The 21,590-nt window shown below is 31.8% G+C and carries 17 protein-coding genes; 8 read left to right on the top strand and 9 right to left on the bottom strand.

The features are described 5' to 3' along the window. Positions 1–12 precede the first annotated feature (12 nt). The gene (locus F7018_RS08140) at positions 13–2,061 is read right to left on the bottom strand and encodes a tetratricopeptide repeat protein (RefSeq protein ID WP_246175096.1); all 2,049 of its coding nucleotides are present in this window, start codon (positions 2,059–2,061) and stop codon (positions 13–15) included. A 168-nt stretch (positions 2,062–2,229) separates the two neighbouring features. Between F7018_RS08140 and F7018_RS08135 the strand changes: the two genes are divergently transcribed. The 3 genes from F7018_RS08135 (at position 2,230) to F7018_RS08125 (ending at position 5,096) form a co-directional block, all read left to right on the top strand. Beyond that, complete coding sequence (locus F7018_RS08135; RefSeq protein WP_150899548.1) at positions 2,230–2,502, top strand: STAS domain-containing protein; 273 nt, start codon at positions 2,230–2,232, stop codon at positions 2,500–2,502. Between the two features lie 19 nt (positions 2,503–2,521). Next, a complete protein-coding gene (locus F7018_RS08130; RefSeq protein ID WP_150899547.1) occupies positions 2,522–3,787 on the top strand; it encodes an oligosaccharide flippase family protein in 1,266 nt (421 codons plus the stop codon). Between the two features lie 103 nt (positions 3,788–3,890). Next, the gene (locus tag F7018_RS08125) at positions 3,891–5,096 is read left to right on the top strand and encodes a glycosyltransferase (protein WP_150899546.1); all 1,206 of its coding nucleotides are present in this window, start codon (positions 3,891–3,893) and stop codon (positions 5,094–5,096) included. Positions 5,097–5,110: 14 nt separating this feature from the next. Here F7018_RS08125 and F7018_RS08120 read toward each other — a convergent pair whose 3' ends face one another. The 3 genes from F7018_RS08120 to F7018_RS08110 form a co-directional block, all read right to left on the bottom strand. Then, positions 5,111–6,625, bottom strand: coding sequence for a DUF4434 domain-containing protein (locus tag F7018_RS08120; protein ID WP_150899545.1), 1,515 nt, complete (start codon positions 6,623–6,625; stop codon positions 5,111–5,113). After that, on the bottom strand, positions 6,619–7,761 hold the full coding sequence (locus tag F7018_RS08115; protein WP_246175094.1) for a hypothetical protein: 1,143 nt from the start codon (positions 7,759–7,761) through the stop codon (positions 6,619–6,621). Before F7018_RS08115 ends, F7018_RS08120 begins: the two co-directional genes overlap by 7 nt. A 71-nt stretch (positions 7,762–7,832) precedes the next feature. After that, the gene (locus F7018_RS08110; RefSeq protein WP_150899544.1) at positions 7,833–10,922 is read right to left on the bottom strand and encodes a hypothetical protein; all 3,090 of its coding nucleotides are present in this window, start codon (positions 10,920–10,922) and stop codon (positions 7,833–7,835) included. 178 nt (positions 10,923–11,100) lie between these two features. On the opposite strand from F7018_RS08110, the gene F7018_RS08105 reads away from it, so the two are divergent. Genes F7018_RS08105 through manA form a run of 3 tightly spaced genes read left to right on the top strand, consistent with a single transcriptional unit; the run spans position 11,101 to position 13,974 of the window. Further along, positions 11,101–12,309 carry a response regulator gene (locus tag F7018_RS08105; RefSeq protein WP_150899543.1) on the top strand — a complete coding sequence of 403 codons (1,209 nt, stop codon included), beginning with the start codon at positions 11,101–11,103 and terminating at the stop codon, positions 12,307–12,309. Positions 12,310–12,322: 13 nt separating this feature from the next. Continuing rightward, positions 12,323–12,751, top strand: coding sequence for a glycosyltransferase (locus tag F7018_RS08100; protein ID WP_150899542.1), 429 nt, complete (start codon positions 12,323–12,325; stop codon positions 12,749–12,751). Positions 12,752–12,777: 26 nt separating this feature from the next. Continuing rightward, positions 12,778–13,974, top strand: coding sequence for a mannose-6-phosphate isomerase, class I (manA, locus tag F7018_RS08095; RefSeq protein WP_150899541.1), 1,197 nt, complete (start codon positions 12,778–12,780; stop codon positions 13,972–13,974). A gap of 101 nt (positions 13,975–14,075) precedes the next feature. Here manA and F7018_RS08090 read toward each other — a convergent pair whose 3' ends face one another. The 5 genes from F7018_RS08090 to F7018_RS08070 form a co-directional block, all read right to left on the bottom strand. Then, the gene (locus F7018_RS08090) at positions 14,076–14,570 is read right to left on the bottom strand and encodes a hypothetical protein (RefSeq protein WP_150899540.1); all 495 of its coding nucleotides are present in this window, start codon (positions 14,568–14,570) and stop codon (positions 14,076–14,078) included. Between the two features lie 10 nt (positions 14,571–14,580). Next, the gene (locus F7018_RS08085) at positions 14,581–15,567 is read right to left on the bottom strand and encodes a hypothetical protein (protein ID WP_150899539.1); all 987 of its coding nucleotides are present in this window, start codon (positions 15,565–15,567) and stop codon (positions 14,581–14,583) included. 148 nt (positions 15,568–15,715) lie between these two features. Further along, positions 15,716–17,074, bottom strand: coding sequence for a di-heme oxidoreductase family protein (locus tag F7018_RS08080; RefSeq protein ID WP_150899538.1), 1,359 nt, complete (start codon positions 17,072–17,074; stop codon positions 15,716–15,718). A gap of 52 nt (positions 17,075–17,126) precedes the next feature. Continuing rightward, positions 17,127–18,179 (bottom strand): imelysin family protein, encoded by a 1,053-nt coding sequence (locus F7018_RS08075; protein WP_150899537.1) that lies wholly within the window; start codon positions 18,177–18,179, stop codon positions 17,127–17,129. Between the two features lie 18 nt (positions 18,180–18,197). Then, entirely contained in the window at positions 18,198–19,532 is a 1,335-nt protein-coding gene (locus tag F7018_RS08070; protein ID WP_150899536.1) for a porin, read from the bottom strand. A 230-nt stretch (positions 19,533–19,762) separates the two neighbouring features. On the opposite strand from F7018_RS08070, the gene F7018_RS08065 reads away from it, so the two are divergent. Both F7018_RS08065 and F7018_RS08060 read left to right on the top strand, forming a co-directional pair. Beyond that, positions 19,763–20,749, top strand: coding sequence for a sensor histidine kinase (locus F7018_RS08065; RefSeq protein WP_150899535.1), 987 nt, complete (start codon positions 19,763–19,765; stop codon positions 20,747–20,749). Continuing rightward, positions 20,739–21,443: a LytR/AlgR family response regulator transcription factor gene (locus F7018_RS08060; RefSeq protein WP_150899534.1), complete on the top strand. Its 705-nt coding sequence runs from the start codon at positions 20,739–20,741 to the stop codon at positions 21,441–21,443. Before F7018_RS08065 ends, F7018_RS08060 begins: the two co-directional genes overlap by 11 nt. The last annotated feature ends 147 nt before the right edge of the window (positions 21,444–21,590 follow it).

Raw genomic sequence — 21,590 nt, 5'->3', positions numbered from 1 at the left:
GAAGAGCAAAAGTTAATTCTTTTGCTCTTTTTTCTTGAATATAGGTTTCTTTAAGAGTAACCATTTAAAACGAACTCCAATTTCTGTAAAACGAAATCCCGAAGCAGTTGCAGAGGCAATATTACTTTGAGAAGCAAATATATTTACCAAACTACGATCTGATATTTTGTAACCCAGTTTAGCCTGAACTCTATAAGTACTTTGTTTTGCATCATTTTCTATAAACTGAAAACCGGTAGCAGCTGTTAACTCATAAAACCATTCCTCACTTTTAATAGCAACTTCATTTCGTATAATGTTTACAAAAACTTCATAAGCATTAAACTTACTTGGACTAAAATATATAGCAGGAACTTGATTCTTGAACGATATATTTTGAAAATTGAAACCAGCTTTTATAGAAGGTTTATTCATAATATTATAATACAAAGAGGCAAAAAGTAAATTCCTAGCATTGTCATCGCTTTGAGTTGTGTAAAAGTACTGAGAGAATAATCCAACATTAAAGTTTGTGTTTAAACTATAGTTAGCATAAAAATTATTTAGAACAATTTCTCTATTGATAAGCTCCGCATTAAAATTTTGAATTTCTCTTTTATAACCTACTTTTAAGTTTTGAAGTTTAAAAGGTTTATAGTTAAAAGAAACATCACTTAAAATCTGATTAAAGCTCTTTGTTTCTGCTTTTGAAGAAGTAATCCCTACACTTCCGCTAAAATTTAAATTACCTAATAAATCATAAGAAATCCCTACTAAAAAGTTATTTGAAGTAGCTTTAATATTACTAACGGTATTTTTTGTGGTTCTAAAGTTATAGTTCCCCAAAACTTTGAACCTTGTAGACAAAGGAAATTCAATTTTTGCAGTGTATGAATAGGCCTCATTATCACCATTATCAAAAGAATAAGAAGCTTTGTTGTCTATAAAAGGAGTAAAACTTTCATCTAACTTTTTAATAAAATTACTAGCATCTTTTTGATTTTTATAAAAAACTAAAGTATTCTCTGCACTTTTATAAGCGTTGTCGTAATTACCTAGTGCTTTTAAAGCATTAGCTTTTCCTAGGTTTCCATCAAAAGAAGAGCTATCATTCTCTAAAATCAGATTGTAATCAGCAACACTTTTTTTAAAATCGCTTCTATAAATATTAAGAGTTGCTCTTAAAGATAGTACCCAGTTTTCATTAGGATATTCTTTGACTAGATTATTGATTAAGCTTTCAGCATCTTTAAATTTTTTGTTCCAAATTAAAGCTTGAACATAACGCTCTTTTGTTTGTTGAATTATAGTAGGAGAAGAGGAATCTGATAATAAATCATAAGCTTTTTTACTAGTATTTAAAGCATCAGGCTCTTTTCCATTTAAGTGAGAAACTAATGCCAAACCATTTAAAGCAGCTAGTTTACTTTCTTCTTTTTTTTCTAAGAGAGTATAAATTTCTTCTGCTTTATCTAATTCATTTGCAATTAGGTAAAGGTTTGCTAGGTTGAATAAAGTTTGTTGATCGTTATTAAAAAAAGTTAAGTTTTTCTTTAAAATACTTTCAGCTTTAGGATAGTCTTGTAATTGTTGTTGCTGATAAGCATATCCTAAGTAAATAAACTTTTTAGAAGTTAAAGCATTCGGATTCCCTGGAGAAACCTCTAAAGCTTTATTTATGTATACAATAGCATCTTCATATTCTTTTAAGTTGGATAAGGTATTTGCATAACCTAGTAATGCAGAAAAGCTTTTAGAATCTTCATCAATTAATTTTTTATAATAGGATTTTGCATCTGAAAAACTTTTGTCCCAAAGTAAAGATTCAGCATAATTTAACTTTACTTCAAAATCATTTTCATAATCTTTTAATAAGTTGATAAATATGTTTTTAGCTTTTTTAGCATCGCCATTTAAACCAACGGCTCTACCATAACAAAGTCTTGCGGTTTTATTGGTAGGATAGTCTTCTAAAATTTCTTTAAAAAAAGTTTCGGCTTGTTTATATTTTCCAGTTTCTAAGTAAGTAAAACCTTCTTTCATATTTTGTGAAACCACAGAAATACTGATTAAAAGAAGCATGATGTAGGGGACTTTTTTTAAAATCATAACCTTTTTTTAATAAATGCGCTTTAAGCATTTGTTATTGACCATTCATCGAAAGGAAATTGCCTTTCAACGATAATTACATTTTTTTTTAAATATAAGAAAGATATTTGTTTCACTATTAACCAATTAAACTTTTTTATTATGGCTTTACAAATTTTAGAAAGAAAAGGGGTTTATTACTTAAATGGAAGAATTAACTGTTCTACCGTTAGATCTTTTATAATTTATTTCGAACATTACATATCGAAGAGTAAAAGCGTAACCATAAACATGGATAAAGTAAAAGAGATTGATATGGCTGGTATGGATGCAATAAAAACATTAATGGCTATTGCATTAAAAAAGCGAAAAAAATTCCTAACAGTTGGATACAAAGGTGCATTCAAACATCTTAACAATTTTGGTATATCATAGTAATATAAATTGAAAAAGAATGTTGATTGTATTATCAAAAAAAGTAAAAATAAAAATTTCCCAAGAGCATTTATTTATGATAAGTGCTCTTTTTGTAAATGGAGGAAATTATCTATATAATTTATTATTAGGTAGAATATTAGGCCCTGAAATGTTTGCAGATGCAGCAATTATGATCACTTTTTTACTAGTGCTTTCATTTATAGCTATGACATTTCAATTGGTAACAGCCAAGTTTGCTATCGTTTTTGAAGGAGATGCTTTTAATACATTTATATCAAATGTTTATAAGAGTGCCTGTTTTACAGGGATCATTTTTGGAGCACTCATCGTGATTTTTTCACCAGAATTACAAGCTTTTTTCAAAACTAAAACAAGCAATATGTTTGTTGTGTTTGGAATAGGAGTGCCTTTTTATTTTATGATGAGTATAAATAGGGGAGTTTTTCAAGGAAAAAAATTATTCAATTCTTTAGCAATAACTTATCAATCAGAAATGATAAGTAGGTTGTTAATTACTCTAGGGTTATTATATATACTCAATATAGAATCGTCTATCATAATTGCATTAGGAATTTTATGTTCGTTTGTTTTTGGATTATTTCCTTATAAATTAAAGAATATATCTTTTTTCAAATCTGTAAGTTTAGATGATTCACAGAAGAAGTTAGTACGTAACTTTTTTATTATCACAGCTTTTTATGAACTAACACAAATCATTATTAACAATAGCGATATATTACTCGTTAAACATTATTTTGAAGCTTATGAAGCAGGTTTATATGCATCGTTAGCATTAATTGGTAGAGTAGTATATTTTATTGCTTGGATGTTTGTAATGATGTTATTACCAACGGTAGTTCAATTAAAAAAAGAAGGAAAGTCTACTCATACAGTTTTATTAAAATATGTGGGATATATTTCAGTAATTTCTGCAGCAATAATATTTGCTTGTTTTTTATTCCCAACTGCAATTATTCAGATATTATTTGGGGGTGATTATTTAAGTGTAACACCACTATTATGGAAGTATGCACTAGCCACGGGTATTTTTGCATTGTCCAATATATTTGCGTACTACTATTTATCGTTAGAAAAATATATTCCAGTAGTATTGTCAGGTATTTTTGGAATGCTACAAATAGTATTAGTAGTCCTTTTTCATAAAGACTTAGCCCAGGTGGTACATGTACAGATTATAGCTATGTTTTTACTACTATTTGTACAGCTATTTTTCTTCTTTTTGGAGAATAGAAAAGGATTCCTAAATCAACAGAATATCTAAGCTTTTATTCCTTTTATCTACACTTAATGGTATTTAAACTGGTTATGCCATTATTTCTAATATTTAAAAGCCAAATTTATATAATAACTTAAAACTAAATTAGATGAAATTAGCCATTGTAACTTCGTACCCGCCAAGTAAAGTAACTTTAAATGAGTATGCTTATCATTTAGTTAAAAGTTTTCGTCAGAAAGAGAAAATAACAGAGTTGATTTTATTGGTAGATGAGACTCCGAAAGAGAAAGATTTAAATTTTACAGAAAAAGGATGTAAAATAACAGTAAAAGAATGCTGGAAATTTAATAGTTATAGAAATATATTCTCGGTTGTAAAAGCAATTAACAAGACAAAGCCAGATGCTATTTTATTCAATCTTCAGTTTATGAAGTTTGGAGATAAAAAAGTAGCAGCAGCTTTAGGATTAATGTTACCTTGGATATGTAAAATGAAGAAAATACCAACTATAGTTTTGTTGCATAATATTTTGGAACAAGTAGATTTGGAAAGTGCTGGTTTTACTTCAAACAAAATTTTACAAAAAACCTATAATCTTATAGGTAAAACGCTAACAAAATTAATTTTGAAGGCCGATACAGTTGCAGTTACGATGAAAAAATATGTAGATATTTTAGACTCAAAATATGGAACTAACAATGTGATGAATATACCACATGGAACTTTTGAAGTAGCTAAAAAACCTTCTTATGAATTACCAGAAGGGCCTATGAAAATTATGAGTTTTGGAAAATTCGGAACTTATAAAAAAGTAGAGAATATGATAGAAGCAGTGGTGAAAGTAAGAAAAGCTACAGGTTTAGACTTAGAAATAGTAATAGCAGGAACAGATAATCCTAATGTACCAGGTTATTTAGACGGAGTAAAGGAACAATATAAACATATACCACAGTTAACTTTTACAGGTTATGTAGAAGAAGAAGATGTTGAAGGTATTTTTAATGATAGTGCCGTGGTAGTATTCCCATATACATCTACTACGGGAAGTTCTGGAGTGTTACACCAAGCAGGTAGTTATGGTAAAGCTGTTGTAATGCCAGATTTGGGAGATTTAGCTTCTTTAGTAAAAGATGAAGGTTATTTGGGAGAGTTTTTTGCTCCTGAAAGTGTTGTGAGTTTAGCCGATGCAATCAAAACAATAGTTACCAATGATTTATACAGAGTTGCTTTAGGAAAAGCTAATTACAAAGCAGCTACTGCTTTTCCTATGGAAAGGATAACAGACATGTATATGAAAGAATTTGAGTCTATTATGGCTAAAAAAGAAGTATACGTTAGAGATTTAATTGTTTAAAAGGATAACATATGTTATTCTGATATATGCGCGAAAGATGGCTTTTTTTGGCCATCTTTATTTATGAAACCAAATTTCTTTTGAGGATATACTCTCCAAGGACGCCTTCCAACTACCGAAGCAGGGATTTTATTAAAGTCATACAAAGTCCATGAAATAAACGGAATTTTATATTTTTTCAAGACCTCTTGCATTTTTTTATAATATAGTGCTTGTTTCTTTTCAGAGCCTGCAAATGGTCTCCAAAATCCACCGTAAGAAGAAACTCCAAACTCTCCAAGTACTATAGGTTTGTTCTTGATTTTTTCTTTTAAGTTTAAAAACTCATTTTCAAAGTTATTCAACTCTTTGTAATAATGAAACGAAATAAAATCGATTTTGTCTTGTAAAATAGGAGCACTATCGGCATCAGACCACCCAATGGTAATCGGATGTTTTGTATCTATAGATTTTATAAGTGTAATCATGCTTTTAAGCCACGCAATCACATTTTCCTTACCTCTGGACTTAAAATCTAAATTAGGCTCGTTTTTAACGTCCCAAGCCATAATTGCTTTATGGTCTTTAAATGTTGAAACAATCTTTTCGGCATGTCTATGGTTTAAAGTCCAATCTAAAGTACTGTAGTCTCCATAAAAATCAAATAAGGTAACTATGACATCAATACCAGCTTTTTCAGCATTGTCCAATACTTGTTTCAGTTTATCGAGCTTTTCATATTTAACTTTTGCCTTGCCAAAATCGTCATACTGAACAAAAATTCTAATAGTGTTTAACCCAGCATCCTTTATAATTTTAAAATCCTTTTTTATGATTTCAATGTCAAACTTTTTACCGAACATATCCCAAGGTGTTGCTTGTGGGTAATAGTTAATACCTTTTATGTTAGCATATTTTAAAGACGTATCACTTTTAGGTTCGTTATAGGTACTTGTATTTTCTTTTACCAAATGACGAATCCTCCAAAAACCATCTTCTAACAATAAAATCATTTTATAACTTGATACTTCTGTAATTTCAGAAATCAACTTTTTATTATGGTAAATTTTCTTGTACTCAACTACATTTTCATCTTTTAAAACAATTAATTGTCCGTCTTCACTAAAAAACAGAATATCAGGATGATGTTCAACTGTAGTAGATTCTATTGAAATATTATTCTTTGTGTTTTGTTCAATAAAACTGAATAAGTTCTTTCTAGCATTATCAGTATAATAATCGTCAATACCAACTGTTTTATTCGATTTATAAGCTACATGTCGTACATACCAGGCATCTAAATAATCATTTTCAACTTCACCAAGTGTTTGAGGATCTACATAACGTCCCTCATTTCCATCAGACTTCCATATGGTTTTAGGTAAATATTGATCTAGTTTTCTTACTTCGGTATGTAGAAGTTTACTTCTATCAGCACCCGTATTTAGATAAGTAAAAGCCGAACTGATAAGAAATATCAAAACAGAAACACTAAGTGTATACGATAATACAATAATGCCTCTCATAATATTTTTGTCAATTTTTACCATAGCTTTTTATCTTTAAAATTTTGAGTAATACCTGCCGACTTTATCTTTAAGTTATAGGTTCCATTTTTAAATATATTTTCGTTTAAATGGAAGCGAACATAACCTTCTCGAGATTCCTTTAAATATTCGTCTAGAATTGTATCACCTCTGTAAATTTCTAAACGTACTTCTAAACCATCTGGAATCATTTGGTTCATAAAGCTTTTTATAGGGCCAATTGTTATGGTTCTATTATTTTCAGAAAAGACAACATCAAAATCGTGTATAATTTTTTTATACCTAATTTTTAATACATTGCTTTCAGAAATACCAATTACATAGGCTTTTATCGACCAACTTTCTTCATGATCTGGATGAATCATTTGAGCGGTAGCAATTCCTCTAATTGTAGTTCCTGTTGTTTTTAAAATATTTCCTTCAGAATTGGTTATAAAAAATTCAACAAAGCTACCATCACTAACAACATTACCATGTTTGTCTTTTAAAATAGAAGTAGTAAAAGTGGTAATTTGATTCCCATCGGCATATTCATGATGTCTTTCTGCAAAAATTTCAAAGTTTACAGATATAGCTGGCATAATGCTTAAATTATATTCTTTTGAATCTAAGTTTAAGCAGTTTGAAGATAATAACATTCTCCCACTTTTTATAGGAGAATAAATGTTTTTATAAGCGATTAAGTTTTTAGTATAAACTTGTTCTTTTCTTTCCGAAGCTAAAAATTGATGCTGTATAGTTACTTTAGTGTTGTTTTTAATAGGATTGTCTAAAACATCGGTAGGAATGGTAACCATCATAGCGTAATCTTTTCCTCCAGCTTCAATACTTGGAGGACCAAGGTAAGTTTCTAAACTTACAGGTTGTTGCTTACGAGTTATCATAAACTTTCCTGAAAGCTTTGTACTATCAGTTAAAAGTTTCCAGTTAACAGTGCCAATTTTATTGCTAATATATTCAGGAAAGATATATTGGGTTTGATTATTTTCTGTTTTAGAAGACGTTAATAGAGTACTACCATAACTATTAGAACAGTATAACTTAATAGAATCATTTTCAATACCAGAAAAACTTAAAGAAACTTTACTACCTGCTTTAAATTCTTTTGAAGTAGTTAATAATGTTATTGGCCCATTCACTTTTTTTACACTTTCGTTAAAGGAAAGTATAAGAATACTGAGTAGTAAAAAGTATATGTTTTTTATAGGCATCATTTAGGAGCTCCAATATAAATATTCATTTCAATTTTAACAAAACTAAAAACAGGATGATCAATTTTTTGAAGTTCCTTAACTGTATGTTTTTCAATTCTATTAGGTACTATTTCGTCAGAAATACTATTGTTTGGTAATCCATTTACATAACAAAAGTCCATATCGGTACTAATGATATCAACTTCAGAATCATCAACTAAATTATATTTAAAATATTGTTTTCGTTGTTGTCTAATACCAGCGTCTACAAACATTTGATCTACCCATACAATGTCTTTGTTTTCATTGTAGTAAGTAATAATGAGCTGAGGTATTGTTATCTCTTGGATACCACTGTTAAATAAACTTCCACTAACTTTTTGACCTTCAATAAAAAGATCACTTAGCACCACATTTTTAAATAAATCAGAACCCGAAACATTTCCAGCAGCTTGTATGTTAAACTTAGTAGGTTGTTCTTCCAATTCAATAGGAGTAAACTCGTCTGGATTAAATGTTTTAGGAATAGAATCCTGTATTTTTGTCCAAGCAATTCCTTCAAAATCTATTCTAAATGAAGTAATTTCTTTAGGCATCAATTTATGTTTCATATGATATTTAGCATCATATATAGCAAGCTCTTTATTATCATCGTTATATAAAGTTCCTTTTAAAACAACATCGGCAGGAACATTATCAATGTTTTGTACTTCACCAATTATTGAATACTGATCTTTATACTTCACCAATTTAGCTTCAATAATTTCTAATACAGGTTGTTTTAAAACATCTTCGTGATGTGTTTGTTCTGTAGTAATCCTTTTTCTTCCCTGATTAAAATAAGCAGTTTTATTATTAGAATATAATTGATCAGGAGGTAAGTCTAAATCTATAGGTTCAGGTTTTAAATACCATTTCCCATTTTCTTTTACCGCGGTTTTGTAATCAGTCAGGCTAACCTTTTCCAAAGGAGTAATCCATTTGGTGTCTACTTTTAAGGTAGCTAAGCTGTCAGTACTTTTAATAACAGTAGATTCTAAGGCATCTAATTTAGCATAAGAACTTAATAAACCATCAGTAACAGAAATTTCTAACATGTATTGGTCTAGAGCTACATTACTTTTAGGACTAATAAGTTTATGTGCTTTTATAAATCGTTTAAAGTCTAAATGATCATAATAGGCAGCAACGACATTTTGAGGAGAACGTTGCGAATCGTTTTTCATATGAAATATATAATAACCATAAACGAATATGATTATTAAAATAACTGCCCAAACGTGGGATACTCGTAGAAGATTGTTTGAAAATTTAGTATAATCATTTTTAAATTTTAAATAGTCAGAACGAATGTACTTTCTTGGATTTATATACCTAGAAAAAAACAATCTAGTATTAAGAAATAGCGCTATAATAAAGGTTAAAAAAGGCACAGTACCCCATAATATTTTTTGCCAAGTACCTACGTCTTCTTTAGGAAGTATAGACGACATTGGTGGAATGTTTAAACGCTCCCAAACCATAATACCGTTTTCTAACTGAGGTAAACGTTGCCAACCGCAGAAATATAAAATAGGGTCGTAAAATTTATCGTTAGAAAAAATGTATTTCAAGTTATATTTAGCAGGAGTTGTTAAGAACTGTTGTAAAGATCCAATCCCAGCGACTCCTTTAAATTTTGAGTTTTCTAAACGTTCAATTGGTCTAGTAGTCAATTCGGGTAAACGTCTTGCAGAATGGTAATTCCCATCTACAGTCAAGGCTTTAGTTTGTGCGCCAAGCCAAGCCATTTGATCGCCAAAACCTAAGGTTAAATAACGCCATTGATCGTGCTGATCTTGCGTTAAAAAGTTAACAATAGGTAGCATTTTAATCTTTTGCGGTTGTGAAGGTCTAAAGTAACCTAAACTCATGGTGAAAACTACAGTTCCTATAAATAAACTGGCTAGAAATCCGCCAATGACTCTATGATAAAGAGGACCGTATTTTTTTTGAATGAGTTCTTTTAAATCACCTTCAACAAATCGGTATGTAAACTCTCCAAGAAGCGGTATAGACATTATAGATGCCCATAAAGTAAATCTATCTAGCGTAAGAATATTAAAAGCATTATCACCTAACATCATTTTAGGAAGTGGGGTAGTTCCTCCAGTACCTAATATCGTTAGCATGGTAATTGAAATTCCAAAGAATAAATATCGCTTACTGTAATAACGATAAAATATATAAGGCAAAATAAAAAGTAATATTCCCCAAGGAATGGTAAAAAATACTAGTCCAGAAGAAGTTACTTCTAAAAAGTTATCTCTTGAACCATGTGGAATTGGCACTTGAGTTATTGGATTTTTCTTAGAGTTAATCCAATAAGGTAATAAACAACAAATAATAGTCATTAACGAAAGAAAACCAAAACCAATAATTCGTTTAAAGAGTTTTAAAAATACTTGTAAAAAGAGTTTAAAGGTTATCTCTTTTGAGGTTTCTACTTGTTCTCTACACGCATCCATTACGACCATACCTATCAAAGGAAAAATGAAAAAAACCATTCCGAAAATAGGGGTAACATGATGCGAAGTAACCGTAACTGAAATTAAAGATAAACAAGTAAATAAATATTTATATCGACCCGTTTTTAACCACTGGTAAATTTCGGGCATTGCATGCATTAGAATGGAAATTCCCATAATGCTGGGCAACTGTCCGAAAATATGAAGTGTTTCCACAAAAGAAGATGAAAACATGGCTAAAATACAAGCGTATCCAGCTGCTTTTTTGCTTGAAGTAATTAAGTAAGAAAATCGATAGGTTCCTGTAGCAAATAATATAACTCCAATGATGGCGAGTGTAAAAAGCCCAAACTTTAATCCACCAATATAGGATAAGGCAGCCATGGTTTGATGAACCAAAGGAGGGTAACTCATTACAGTAAAACCAGTATACCATTTATAGTTCCAAGGTTCAAACCAACTATTGGCATAATGTTCAGCAAAAAATAAATGAATTAGAGCATCGTAAGTAGTTTCTAAAGTAAAGAAAATAGCAGTACCATGGAACGCTACTCCAAGCAGTATGGCGATAATTAAAAATTTATTAGAAGTACCTCTCATTTAGCGGGTTAATCATTTGCAATTATGTAAATATAAATGAATTAAATAAGCTTTATTTTTTATTCATCTATAGTAAAGAACCATTCATCTAAGGAAAACGTCCTTTTAAGTAAAAATAAACTTTTTTTATTGCAATCAAAGCTATTTTTGACTATAACCATCAAACAACCTATTATATATGAAGATTTTAGCTATAGATGATCAAAGATTAGTACTAATTCCTTTAGAAAATAGATTAAAGGAACTAGGATATGAAATTCAAACAGAAACTAGCGCAGTAAGGGGGATAGAATTATTTGATTCATTTAAGCCAGATTTAGTAATTGTTGATATGAACATGCCTACTATTTCTGGATTGGGAGTTATAAAACATATTAGAAAGAGTAAAGAGTCTGACGTTCCAGTAATGGTATTATCTGGAAATACTGATGATGATGTAATAACAGAAGGTTTTGATTTAGGAATTAACGATTACATGAAAAAGCCTTTAAGTTTAAATGAGGTTTGTGCAAGAGTTAAAAGATTAATAGGAGTACCAGAAAAAGGAGCTGATAAAAAAGTATTTAACGATACCATTATTCAGCAAAGATGTGTAGGGGTAGTAATTCCTTGTTATAACGAAGAAGAAAGATTATTAAGTAAAGAGTTTATCAACTTTATAGATAAACATACGGGATACTTATTATGTTTTGTCAATGATGGTAGTACCGACAAAACATTAGATGTATTAAATAATCTTAGAAAAGGAAGAGAAGATTTTATTAGCGTTTACGACTGTGAAAAGAATGGGGGGAAAGCAGAAGCTGTACGATTGGGAATGTTGCATTTGGCAGAAGATGAAGGTTTAGATTATATAGGTTTCTTAGATGCAGATTTATCTACAGACTTATCTGATTTTGACGATTTAGTAACCACGATAGAAAATTCAGACTTTAAAATTGTTAGCGGTTCTAGAATTAGTAGAATGGGAGCTAACATCACAAAGCAATCAGCAAGACAAATTATAAGTTTAACGATAAACTACATTATAAGAAAGATATTATCAATGAACTTTAAAGATACTCAGTGTGGAGCAAAAATATTTCACAGAGATGTAATCAATATAGCGTTCGATAAAAAATTTATTACCAAATGGTTATTTGATGTAGAAATCTTTTTAAGAGTAAAGAGGTACTACAAAATAGATAAAGCCAGAGAAATGATGTGTGAGCAACCATTAAAAAGATGGGTACATGCAGATGGTTCTAAATTATCAATGAGAGATTCAATTAGAATTATAGGGCAATTAGGGCAAATAGCTTGGTCCTATAGAAAAAAAAACATAAAAAATACGAAAAACGTCACGCAGCCTAAGTTTAGCATTAAGTCGTTTTTCTTTAATCCATAAATCCGTAGAATATATGAAAGTAGGAATCCTGATATTATTTTGTAATAGCGAAAAAGAAATTATTGAGTATGAAATGGCAAAGTTATTTAATGTAAAAAGTGATTCCGAAATATGTTTTATAAACAATGGAAGTAAAGACAATACGCTAAAAGCCTTAAAGGTAATTAGAGATGATGCGAAAATTGACATATCAATTTTAGATATTAAAAAGAATAAAGGTATCAATGCAGCTGTTAAAGCTGGTGCTAGGTATTTATTTAGCAGAACAGATATTGATTATATAGTTTATATGAGACCTAACATGCTAAGCTATTTTAAAGCATTGAAAACTCAAATTAAACTAGGAACTGATTTATTTAAGAATAGAAAGAAAAGTAGAATTTTAAGAGACATCTTCTCAATAGATGAAATTCTGAGCTTTAAAAAGCATATAGTGTTATGATAAGTAATACATCACAATCGTTTAACATGTTTGCCCTTAAGGGAAAAGTACAAAACTATGCATGGGGAGGAAAAAAGTATATTTCAACATTATTGAATAATAAAATCTCCAATGTAAAAACCGCTGAATATTGGCTAGGCGCTCATATCAAAGCACCTTCGGTAATTAAAACATCGCAAGGAAACTTATCATTAAGGGAGTATTTAAAAGCAAACTTAAAAAAGTGCTTGAGCAAAAAAACGGTGGATACCTATGGGAAACTACCTTTCTTATTCAAAGTATTGGATGTAAATAAGATGTTGTCAATTCAGGTACATCCTAGTAAAATTGAAGCAGAAAAAGGATTTAAATACGAAAATGAATTAGGCATACCATTAACGGCGCCTCATAGAAATTATAAAGACGATAACCATAAGCCAGAAATTATGGTTGCATTAAGCGAATTTTGGTTGTTGCACGGTTTTTTATCAGAAGAAAAACTGATGAAAGTTTTAAAAGCAACACCTGAGTTTACCGATTTAGTTAGCATTTTTGAAAATCAAGGATATTTTGGTTTGTATAAGAATGTGATGGAAAAGTCAAAAGAGGAAACAAATACAATGTTAGCTCCTTTAATTGACAGGATAATGCCTTTGTATAAGGAAAACAAATTAGAAAAAAGTTCGCCAGATTATTGGGCTGCTAAGGCAGTAGCGACTTCGACTGATAAGAACGATTTAGACAGAGGGATTTTTTCAATCTATTTTTTCAACATTGTTAAGGCAAATGAAGGAGAAGCGATTTATCAGAAAGCAGGAATGCCGCATGCCTATTTAGAAGGGCAAAACATTGAACTGATGGCAAACTCTGATAATGTTTTAAGAGGTGGATTGACCCAAAAACACGTGGATGTTCCAGAACTTTTAAAGCATGTACTTTTTGAAGAAACAATTCCAAATATATTATTGGGAGACTTGCAGGAAGATGGTTTAGAGCGTGTGTATACTACAGAAGCAAAAGATTTTGAACTGAGTAAGATCAATCTTTCTAAGGGAGAGATTTATAAGTCGGAAGCTAAAACAGTAGAGATTTTAATTGTGATTGGTGGAGAAGTGGATGTTTTAGAAGAAAAATCGTCATTATATCTTAAAAAAGGAGAGTCTGTATTTTTTAAAGCAGGCAGTAAATACAAAATAAAAACAACAGACACTGCGGTAATTTACAAAGCAAAAGTACCTCAGTAAAAATACTATTACAGTTGAATTTAATTAGAAAACAAAAGAAGCAGCAGTAGTAAAAAAGACAGTGAACGAATGATCACTGTCTTTTGATTTTTAACAAACTATTATTCTTTTCTAATAGGAGAAAGTCTGTGTGTTGGAATTTGAACGGTGAAAGAAGGTTTCCTTTCAGCCATATGACAACTGGTACAATTGGTACGCATCATTTCAAAGTTTTTATTAAACGTTTCTTTATTCTTAGCAGTAATTGATTTTTTAACTTCAGGAATTACATAGTTTAAAAAGTTCTCAGCTGAAGCAGCTCGTTTGGGTCTGCGTATAAGACCTAGTTTTATAGCTTTATTAATTTTGTTTAGCTGGTAGTTGGCATAGTCCCAATTTTCATCCTGACCTGCCCAGTACAATTCTTGATATCGGTATCCGACTTCAACCATAGCCTTGTCGAAGCCTCTAAATTGCGATTCAATGGTTTTTAGTTTTTCTTGATCAGTACCTTTAATCCACTGACCTTGCACTGGTTTATAAGTTTCTTTAGTATTACAAGAGGTCAAAACCGACGTTGTAACTAGGAATAAAAAGATTTTTAATAAATGTTTCATTAGTTGTTGTTTATAAGCTGTTTAAGTATTGTTTTACGACATCGTATCCTTCAACATCTAAGGTATTTGTACCAATCCAAGGCATTTCACCAGAAGCAATTACACCGCTGATTTTTCCTTTTTTTGAAGGAATTCTCGTTTGAGAAAGGGGAGTAGTATACCTGAAATCATATCCTTTTTTTGCTGCTTTTGGAAAACCTGCTGGATTATGACAGTGGGCACAGTTCATTTCAAAATAAGCTCTTCCTCTTTCTGCAATAGTATATGACGGATTAAAATAATCGGGTAATGTTGGTATTTGCGTATGATTGAAATTATCCATTAACCCTGCATCCTGAAAATGTTGTAATTGATTTATAGCTGTATTGTTTCTGGTAACCTCAATATTCATATTACTTAATGTAGGTCCTAAAGGTGCTACTGTTGAGGTTTTTTGGTGACAAGTAGTACAGTTCTGCTCTGTGGGTACTTGATATTTTACTGTTTTACTATTACCATTTGCATCAATCCACGATACGTTTTTACTTACTCCATTAAGGTTTAAAACAGCTTCCGTTTGAGCATCATTCCAAACATAGGTGGCAACATTCCACATGTCAGCTTCTTTGATTAAAAGTCTGGTTTCTATTACTTTTTTTCCTAAGCTAGGCTTACGTTTGTCTTTGTAGTAATAGAATGTTTTAACTAAGATGGTACCGTTAGGAAAATTAGGAATTCCATTGTCTACTTTAGTAATTTTAGTTCCTGCAGGAAGCTTTATCAAGCGTTGCTTTTCTGAGTAGTTAACAAATAATGAAGAAGACAATTCGATTAAATGATAATCTGTAGTAGGAGTTAAATCTACTATAGTACCTTGGTAGATATTATAATCGGATAGTTTCTGACCAAAGGTTACTGTATCAGGAGCTGGAATATATCCAGGATCACTTGAACAGGATGTCACCAATGAGATAAGACTGAAAAAAACGAATACTTTTACAAATAGATACTTTAACATGGTTTTTATTTTTTAGCTAAATACCTACTTGAGTTTTGGGATTTCAAAAAAAATCAATGAGTTGCTTTAATTTTTCAGTAAATAAAAGAAAGAGGCCACAAATAAACGTGAACCTCTTCCAAATCTAAATAAAAATAAAAAGTTACGATTAAAGCGAGTTAATGAATGCTAATAACTCATCTCTATCTTTTTTAGTTAATTGTTTAAATGCTTCTTTTGACTGTTTTGCTTCTCCATCATGCCAAAGTATGGCTTCGGTAATGTTTCGAGCTCTACCGTCATGTAAAAAGTTCGTATGTCCGTTAACTACTTGAGTTAAACCAATTCCCCATAAAGGGCGTGTTTTCCATTCTTTTCCGTTTGCCAAGAAATCCCCACGGTTATCAGCCAAACCATCACCCATATCGTGTAACAACATATCTGTATATGGCCATATAGTTTGATTTGCCAAGGCACTTATGGATGCTGTTTGTGTTTGCTGTTTAGGCGTATGACACGAAGCACAGTTGATTTGATTAAAAATAGTAGCACCTCTTTGTACCTTTTCGTCGGTTATATTTCTAGCGGCTGGTACTGCTAAAGTTTGACAATACACAGTAACTTGATTTAAAACTTCTGGAGTTATTTCAGGATCATCGGCAAAGCCATCTTTTGGAATGTCTTTTGAAAAGATTTCATTGGTAATTCCCATATCTTCATGATAAGCTGCTGCCGATTGTATTCTTAGGTTAGAAGTATTGGCTTTCCAACCAAATCGCCCTAATTCTTTAGCGCCTGTTTCTGGATTGATCACATAGTTTGCTTTTCCAGATATACCATCACCATCCACATCATTTTCATCGGCTAAGGCTAGTATGTCGTTTTCAGGTATGGCTTCTAAGAGTCCTAAACCAAATACAGGAGGCGCAATACGAGCAGAAATTTTAATTCCTGATGGTATAGGCATGTACGGGTTTTCGTAGCTAAATGTAGGCTTTCTCAGCGTTACTACAGTTCCGTCTGCTAAAACTTCGTTGTGTTCTTGCCAAGTTACTTTATAATCCATTTCAGGTACAAAACCAATCACACTTTGGTTTTGAGCTTGTGTTCCATAGTTAGGAACGGCTATAGGTCCCGTTGCAGGATCGTTGCCTAAAGAGATTCTGTAAAGTAATCCGCTAACTGCATTTACGTTTGTTGGAAAAGCAGCACGACCGTCTCTTGGGTGACAAGCAACACAATTGGTATTGTTGAATCGAGGTCCTAAACCAGGGTTTATTGGCGAACCAGCGGTAACAAATGTATTTTCAAATTCTGCATCTCCAGCTAGGTGTAAATCTAAATTTAACCCAGTAAGATTGGCTGCTGGATTCTCAAAAGCGAAGGATGTTGAAGAAAAGATTGTTGTTTCTCCTCCTGCCAATTCCCTCTCAGTCAAATCCGTTAAAGGAGTATATTCATTAGTAGCGGGTTCATCAGAACAGCTAATAATAAGCGTTATACATGTAATTAATAATAATTTTTTCACTTGTTTTTGTTAGTTTTTGTGAAAAGAGGAGCAATGAATCTCCTCTTTTTTATTAATTCAATGAATTCATAAAAGGCTTTAACTCATTTTCAGTTGTATTGAATAATGTGTTTACCTTCATTTGTGCATTTTGTACTGCCGATCTGTTGTTGATTATAGCATCTGTAAAAGTTCCAGGAATGGCGTTGATGGCATCAATTGCATCTGTTATTTGTGTTTTAATCGTAGTGTCTAAAGCGCTATTAGAAGCAGCAACTACAGTAGATAAACCTCCTAAGTAGATGTTTTGAATACTTTTCATATTGTTTACAAAATCTGCCTTAGAGTTGTGCGCAAAACGCGACTCTTCTTGGTCTGGAGCAGCATTACCTGAGTTTCCGTTTAATGGAACTTCAATTTTTGCATTCGCAACTTCATCAGCAATAATAGAAACCCCGTCTGTAATTTCTTGTAATACATTTTTTTGTGATGCATAGTTAGTTGATGGTAAGCTTAAGAATTGTGCTGAAAAATTACCAGAAGTAGCAATCCATCCGTCGTATAAAGCTTGGGTATTGTTCTGTAAGTCTTTAGTAGCTGCTTTTAAGTATTCAATTTCTCTCGTTGTAAAGTCTGCTGCAGTTTTATTTCCATCTATTCCCCATAATAAGTATTCAATGGTATGAAAACCTTTGGCGTTGTTATTCTGACTCGCTAAAAATGCATCAGTAATAGGATCGGTACCTCCTAAAACAGTATTTAAAAATGTTAAATCTAATGGCCAAGAATCTATAGCTGGGTCAATTCCTTCCGTATCTACTGGACCGTATAAGAAACCTTCCGATTGCTCCCAAGGCTCTCTTGCATCTCTCCACGATTGTCTTAAACTTTCTAAACCAGTAGCATTTGCAACGGTAAATGTTTGTGCTAACGTTACCATGGCTTGCGCTTTATTGTTTAAATTGTTATACGTAGTAATAATTACATTGTTAGTAATGTTTGTTATTTCCGTAGCATAGTCTTTTTGATTGTTAAAAGCATTACTCGTATTATCGCTGCTACATGAGGCAAATAGCCCAAGTGCGATTAATAAAATGGATGTTTTTTTTACAAATTGTGTGTTCATTTCGCGTTTTTTTAATGTTTAAAAAGTGAATCCAATACCTGTTGAAAATATTTTGTCTATTTGGTTGTTGGATAGTTGATTCCCCGTAACAGGATCAATATTTTTAGCCCCCAGTTTTCTTTCTGAATAATGTGCTTTGATAATAATCTTAGGATGTACAAACCAGTTGAATCCTCCTGTAATTACATTTCGTTCCCATCTTGGATTGTCAGTAATTCCGTTGGCAACTGTTTGCATAGTATCGTAGTAGTCATATCGTACAAATGGGTATAACATCATTTGACTGGTTTGTTTGGTAAAAAATGGTAAGATGTCGTATCCAACTTCAGCAGCAAATCCTAAAGCATTTTTTCCTACTGGAGTTCTTCTAACGCCAAGGTTGTTGGATAGGTTTGAGTTAAAAAAACTTACAATTTCTGAGTTTCCTAAGTTCCCCCAAATAGCAGTAGTAGCAATTCGTAGCGGATGTTCGTTATACGAGAAATGTCCTTCTAGCATGGTTAAGAAAGCATCAACATCAATGTCGGTTTTAGGTCTGTTACCACTGGTGTTTCCGTAATAGGTAGAAAAACCAACAAAGGTATTTTTGTGTTTTCCAAACTTATAGTCTAAACGAGTAGAGATGGCAAAGTTCTCGGCATTCATCATTTCAAAACGTGTTTGGTGACCGTCTCTAATAAAGTTTTGTGAGTTGAATCCAGTACCGTCCAATCCGTTTACCAAGGCAACATGGTATCGTAGTTTTCCTTTAAAGAAAGAACCGTATACATCTATACCAGTTTCGTACCACCCTAAAGGCAATAACTGATTTTCCATTTCGGGTCTGTACGATGTAAAGTATTCGTCTGGAGTATCTAAGTTTTGTGCCAATCCGAACTGTACTTTAAAGCGTCCGACCTTAACGTTTAGGTTTTCGTTGATGTTGAAGTTGATATACACCTGTTCTAGCTTGACTTCACCACCTGATTCTACTTCGTGTTCAAATTCTCCACCTTCTTCAAAGGTTTCTAGTTCTAAAGTGCTACCCGTTCCTCCGTGTTCAAACTCTATCTCAGTTTTTAAAGCAATTTTTGGTGTAAAATGATAATCTAAGTATACGTTTAAACGCTCTGGATCTACTTTGTTCTTTTCATTGGGATTGGTATCGAAGTTATTGTTGTAGTAGTTAATTGCTCCATAACCGCGTAGCTTAAAGTTCTGCCATCGTAACAAACTTTTTGAGCTTTTAGTAATTCCTTCTTCTCTTAATTCTTTTTTTATTTGTTGTTTTAAACTGTCAATGTTTATCTCTTGTGCATTTGCGGATAGTGTAAGTGCTAACGACACAAAAAGGATGTTTTTTAGAAACCTCATTTAGTTTTTATTTAGACTTGTTTTAATTAAGTGCAAATAACGAGAGGTTGAAAAGACTGAGAAAAAAGATTCAATAACTGTGAGCGCTAATTCTGTAGAACTCGGTTTTTTATCAGTAAAGTGATGAATAGCTGCTTAATTTAAGTTAACTTTAATTTCGCTGAATTTTTCGGCTGTTTCGCTGAAATTAGAATGTAGACTGATGGTTTTAAAGTACTTTTGATAAAGAAATGAGGTTTTTTACTAAAAATATGTTGGCATGGGCAGGTTATAGTTTGTTACTATACCTTTTGTTTTCTTTTATAATAGAAACTGAAAACCCTTTAAAGCATACGGCTATTTTCTTTACAATTCAGTTAGCTGCTTTTTGTATGAATACCAAGCTGTTGTTTCCTTTTTTACTAGATGTTAAAGAGTATGTGCTTTTTATACTGTCTAATCTAGTTTTAATCATTTTAGCAGCCTTTATCAATACGCTTTTAGAGGAAGGAGCGGAGGAAGTTTTTGGTGGTGGTTACGATATTTTTGAAACCCTCATGGCACATTCTGTACCTGCTTTTATAGGTGTTTTTGTGGCGTTAATCCTCCATAACTATCATCAGGAGTTGAAAAGAGAAGAGAAAGAGAAGAAGAGAATTTTAGCGGAAAAGAATTTCTTAATACAGCAAATCAATCCACACTTTTTGTTCAATACCTTGAATAATATCTATTCGTTAACTATAGATAACAATCCTAAAGGACCTGAAGCCATTTTGCAATTGTCGAAAATGTTAGATTATTCTTTGTATGGTAACAAGGATGAGTATGTGTCTTTAAGGAGTGAGGTAACTTATATTACCAACTTTATCGATTTATTTAAGTTAAAAGACGATCGTATTCACAGGATTACATTTATACACGATCAAGTTGATGAGCGAAGTAGCATTGCACCCATGTTATTATTGCCTTTTGTTGAAAATGCCTTTAAGCATGGGAATATTGAAGATGTAGACAAGGGGTATGTACATATTGAAGTTTCGTCTAACGAAAGTGAAATTAATTTTAGCTGTGTGAGTTCTTTTGTTGAAGGAAAAACAGTGGATAAAGTAGGAGGGATTGGTATTAAGAATGTAACGAGGCGATTGATGTTATTGTATCCTCAAAAACATTCATTACAAATAACCAACGAGAACCAAGTGTATAAAGTGAGTTTAAAAATACAAACAGATGGTATTTAATTGTGTCATAATAGATGATGAGCAGCCTGCAAGGAGATTGCTCGAAAATTATTGTACTAAAATTAAAGGGATGCAGGTAGTAGGAAGTTATAAATCTCCTTTGGAAGCCCTTGATACGTTAAACGAGAATAGAATTGATATTTTATTCTTAGATATTCAGATGCCCGATATTTCTGGAATCGATTTTATAAAACTCTTAAAACCCAATCATACCAAAGTTATTTTTACCACTGCCTATAGAGACTATGCTTTGGAAGGTTTTGAATTAAACGCGATTGATTATTTACTAAAACCCATAGAGTTCCATCGCTTTGTACGTGCTGTTGAAAAGGTAAAAGAACTGTATCAGAAAAGAGAAGTGCTGGAAACAAACGCTCAAACTACTGATGAAACCTTATTGATTCGCTCTGGTAAAAAACAATATAGAGTGCCTATTGCTGAGATACTGTATATTAAATCTGAAAGTGAATATGTAAAGTATGTAACTCAAAACCATGGGAAGTTATTGGTACATGGGGCCTTAAAAGATGTGTTAAACGATTTGTCTCCCACCACTTTTTATAGAATTCATAGATCCTATATTGTAAACCTAGCGCATATAACTTATGTAGAGGGCAGCAGAGTACATATTAACGGGGAACTGTTTCCGATAAGCGAAACCTATAAATTAGACTTTTTAAAGGTTTGGAAGTAGGGATAGGATATGAATAAAAAAATAAAAAGGCAGCTGTTGGGCTGCCTTTTATAGTTTTTCTTGTTTATGTATAATGAGGTTGTATATGAAAAGTAACGGGTTTTTTAAGCACTAACTTTTTCTGTTTATAACTGACTTTTTATATTA

This window comes from Tenacibaculum aiptasiae (genome assembly GCF_008806755.1).
In the GTDB taxonomy this organism is placed as follows: domain Bacteria; phylum Bacteroidota; class Bacteroidia; order Flavobacteriales; family Flavobacteriaceae; genus Polaribacter; species Polaribacter aiptasiae.
Note: the sequence above shows the minus strand (reverse complement) of the source record. Positions and strands in the feature narration are given on the sequence as shown.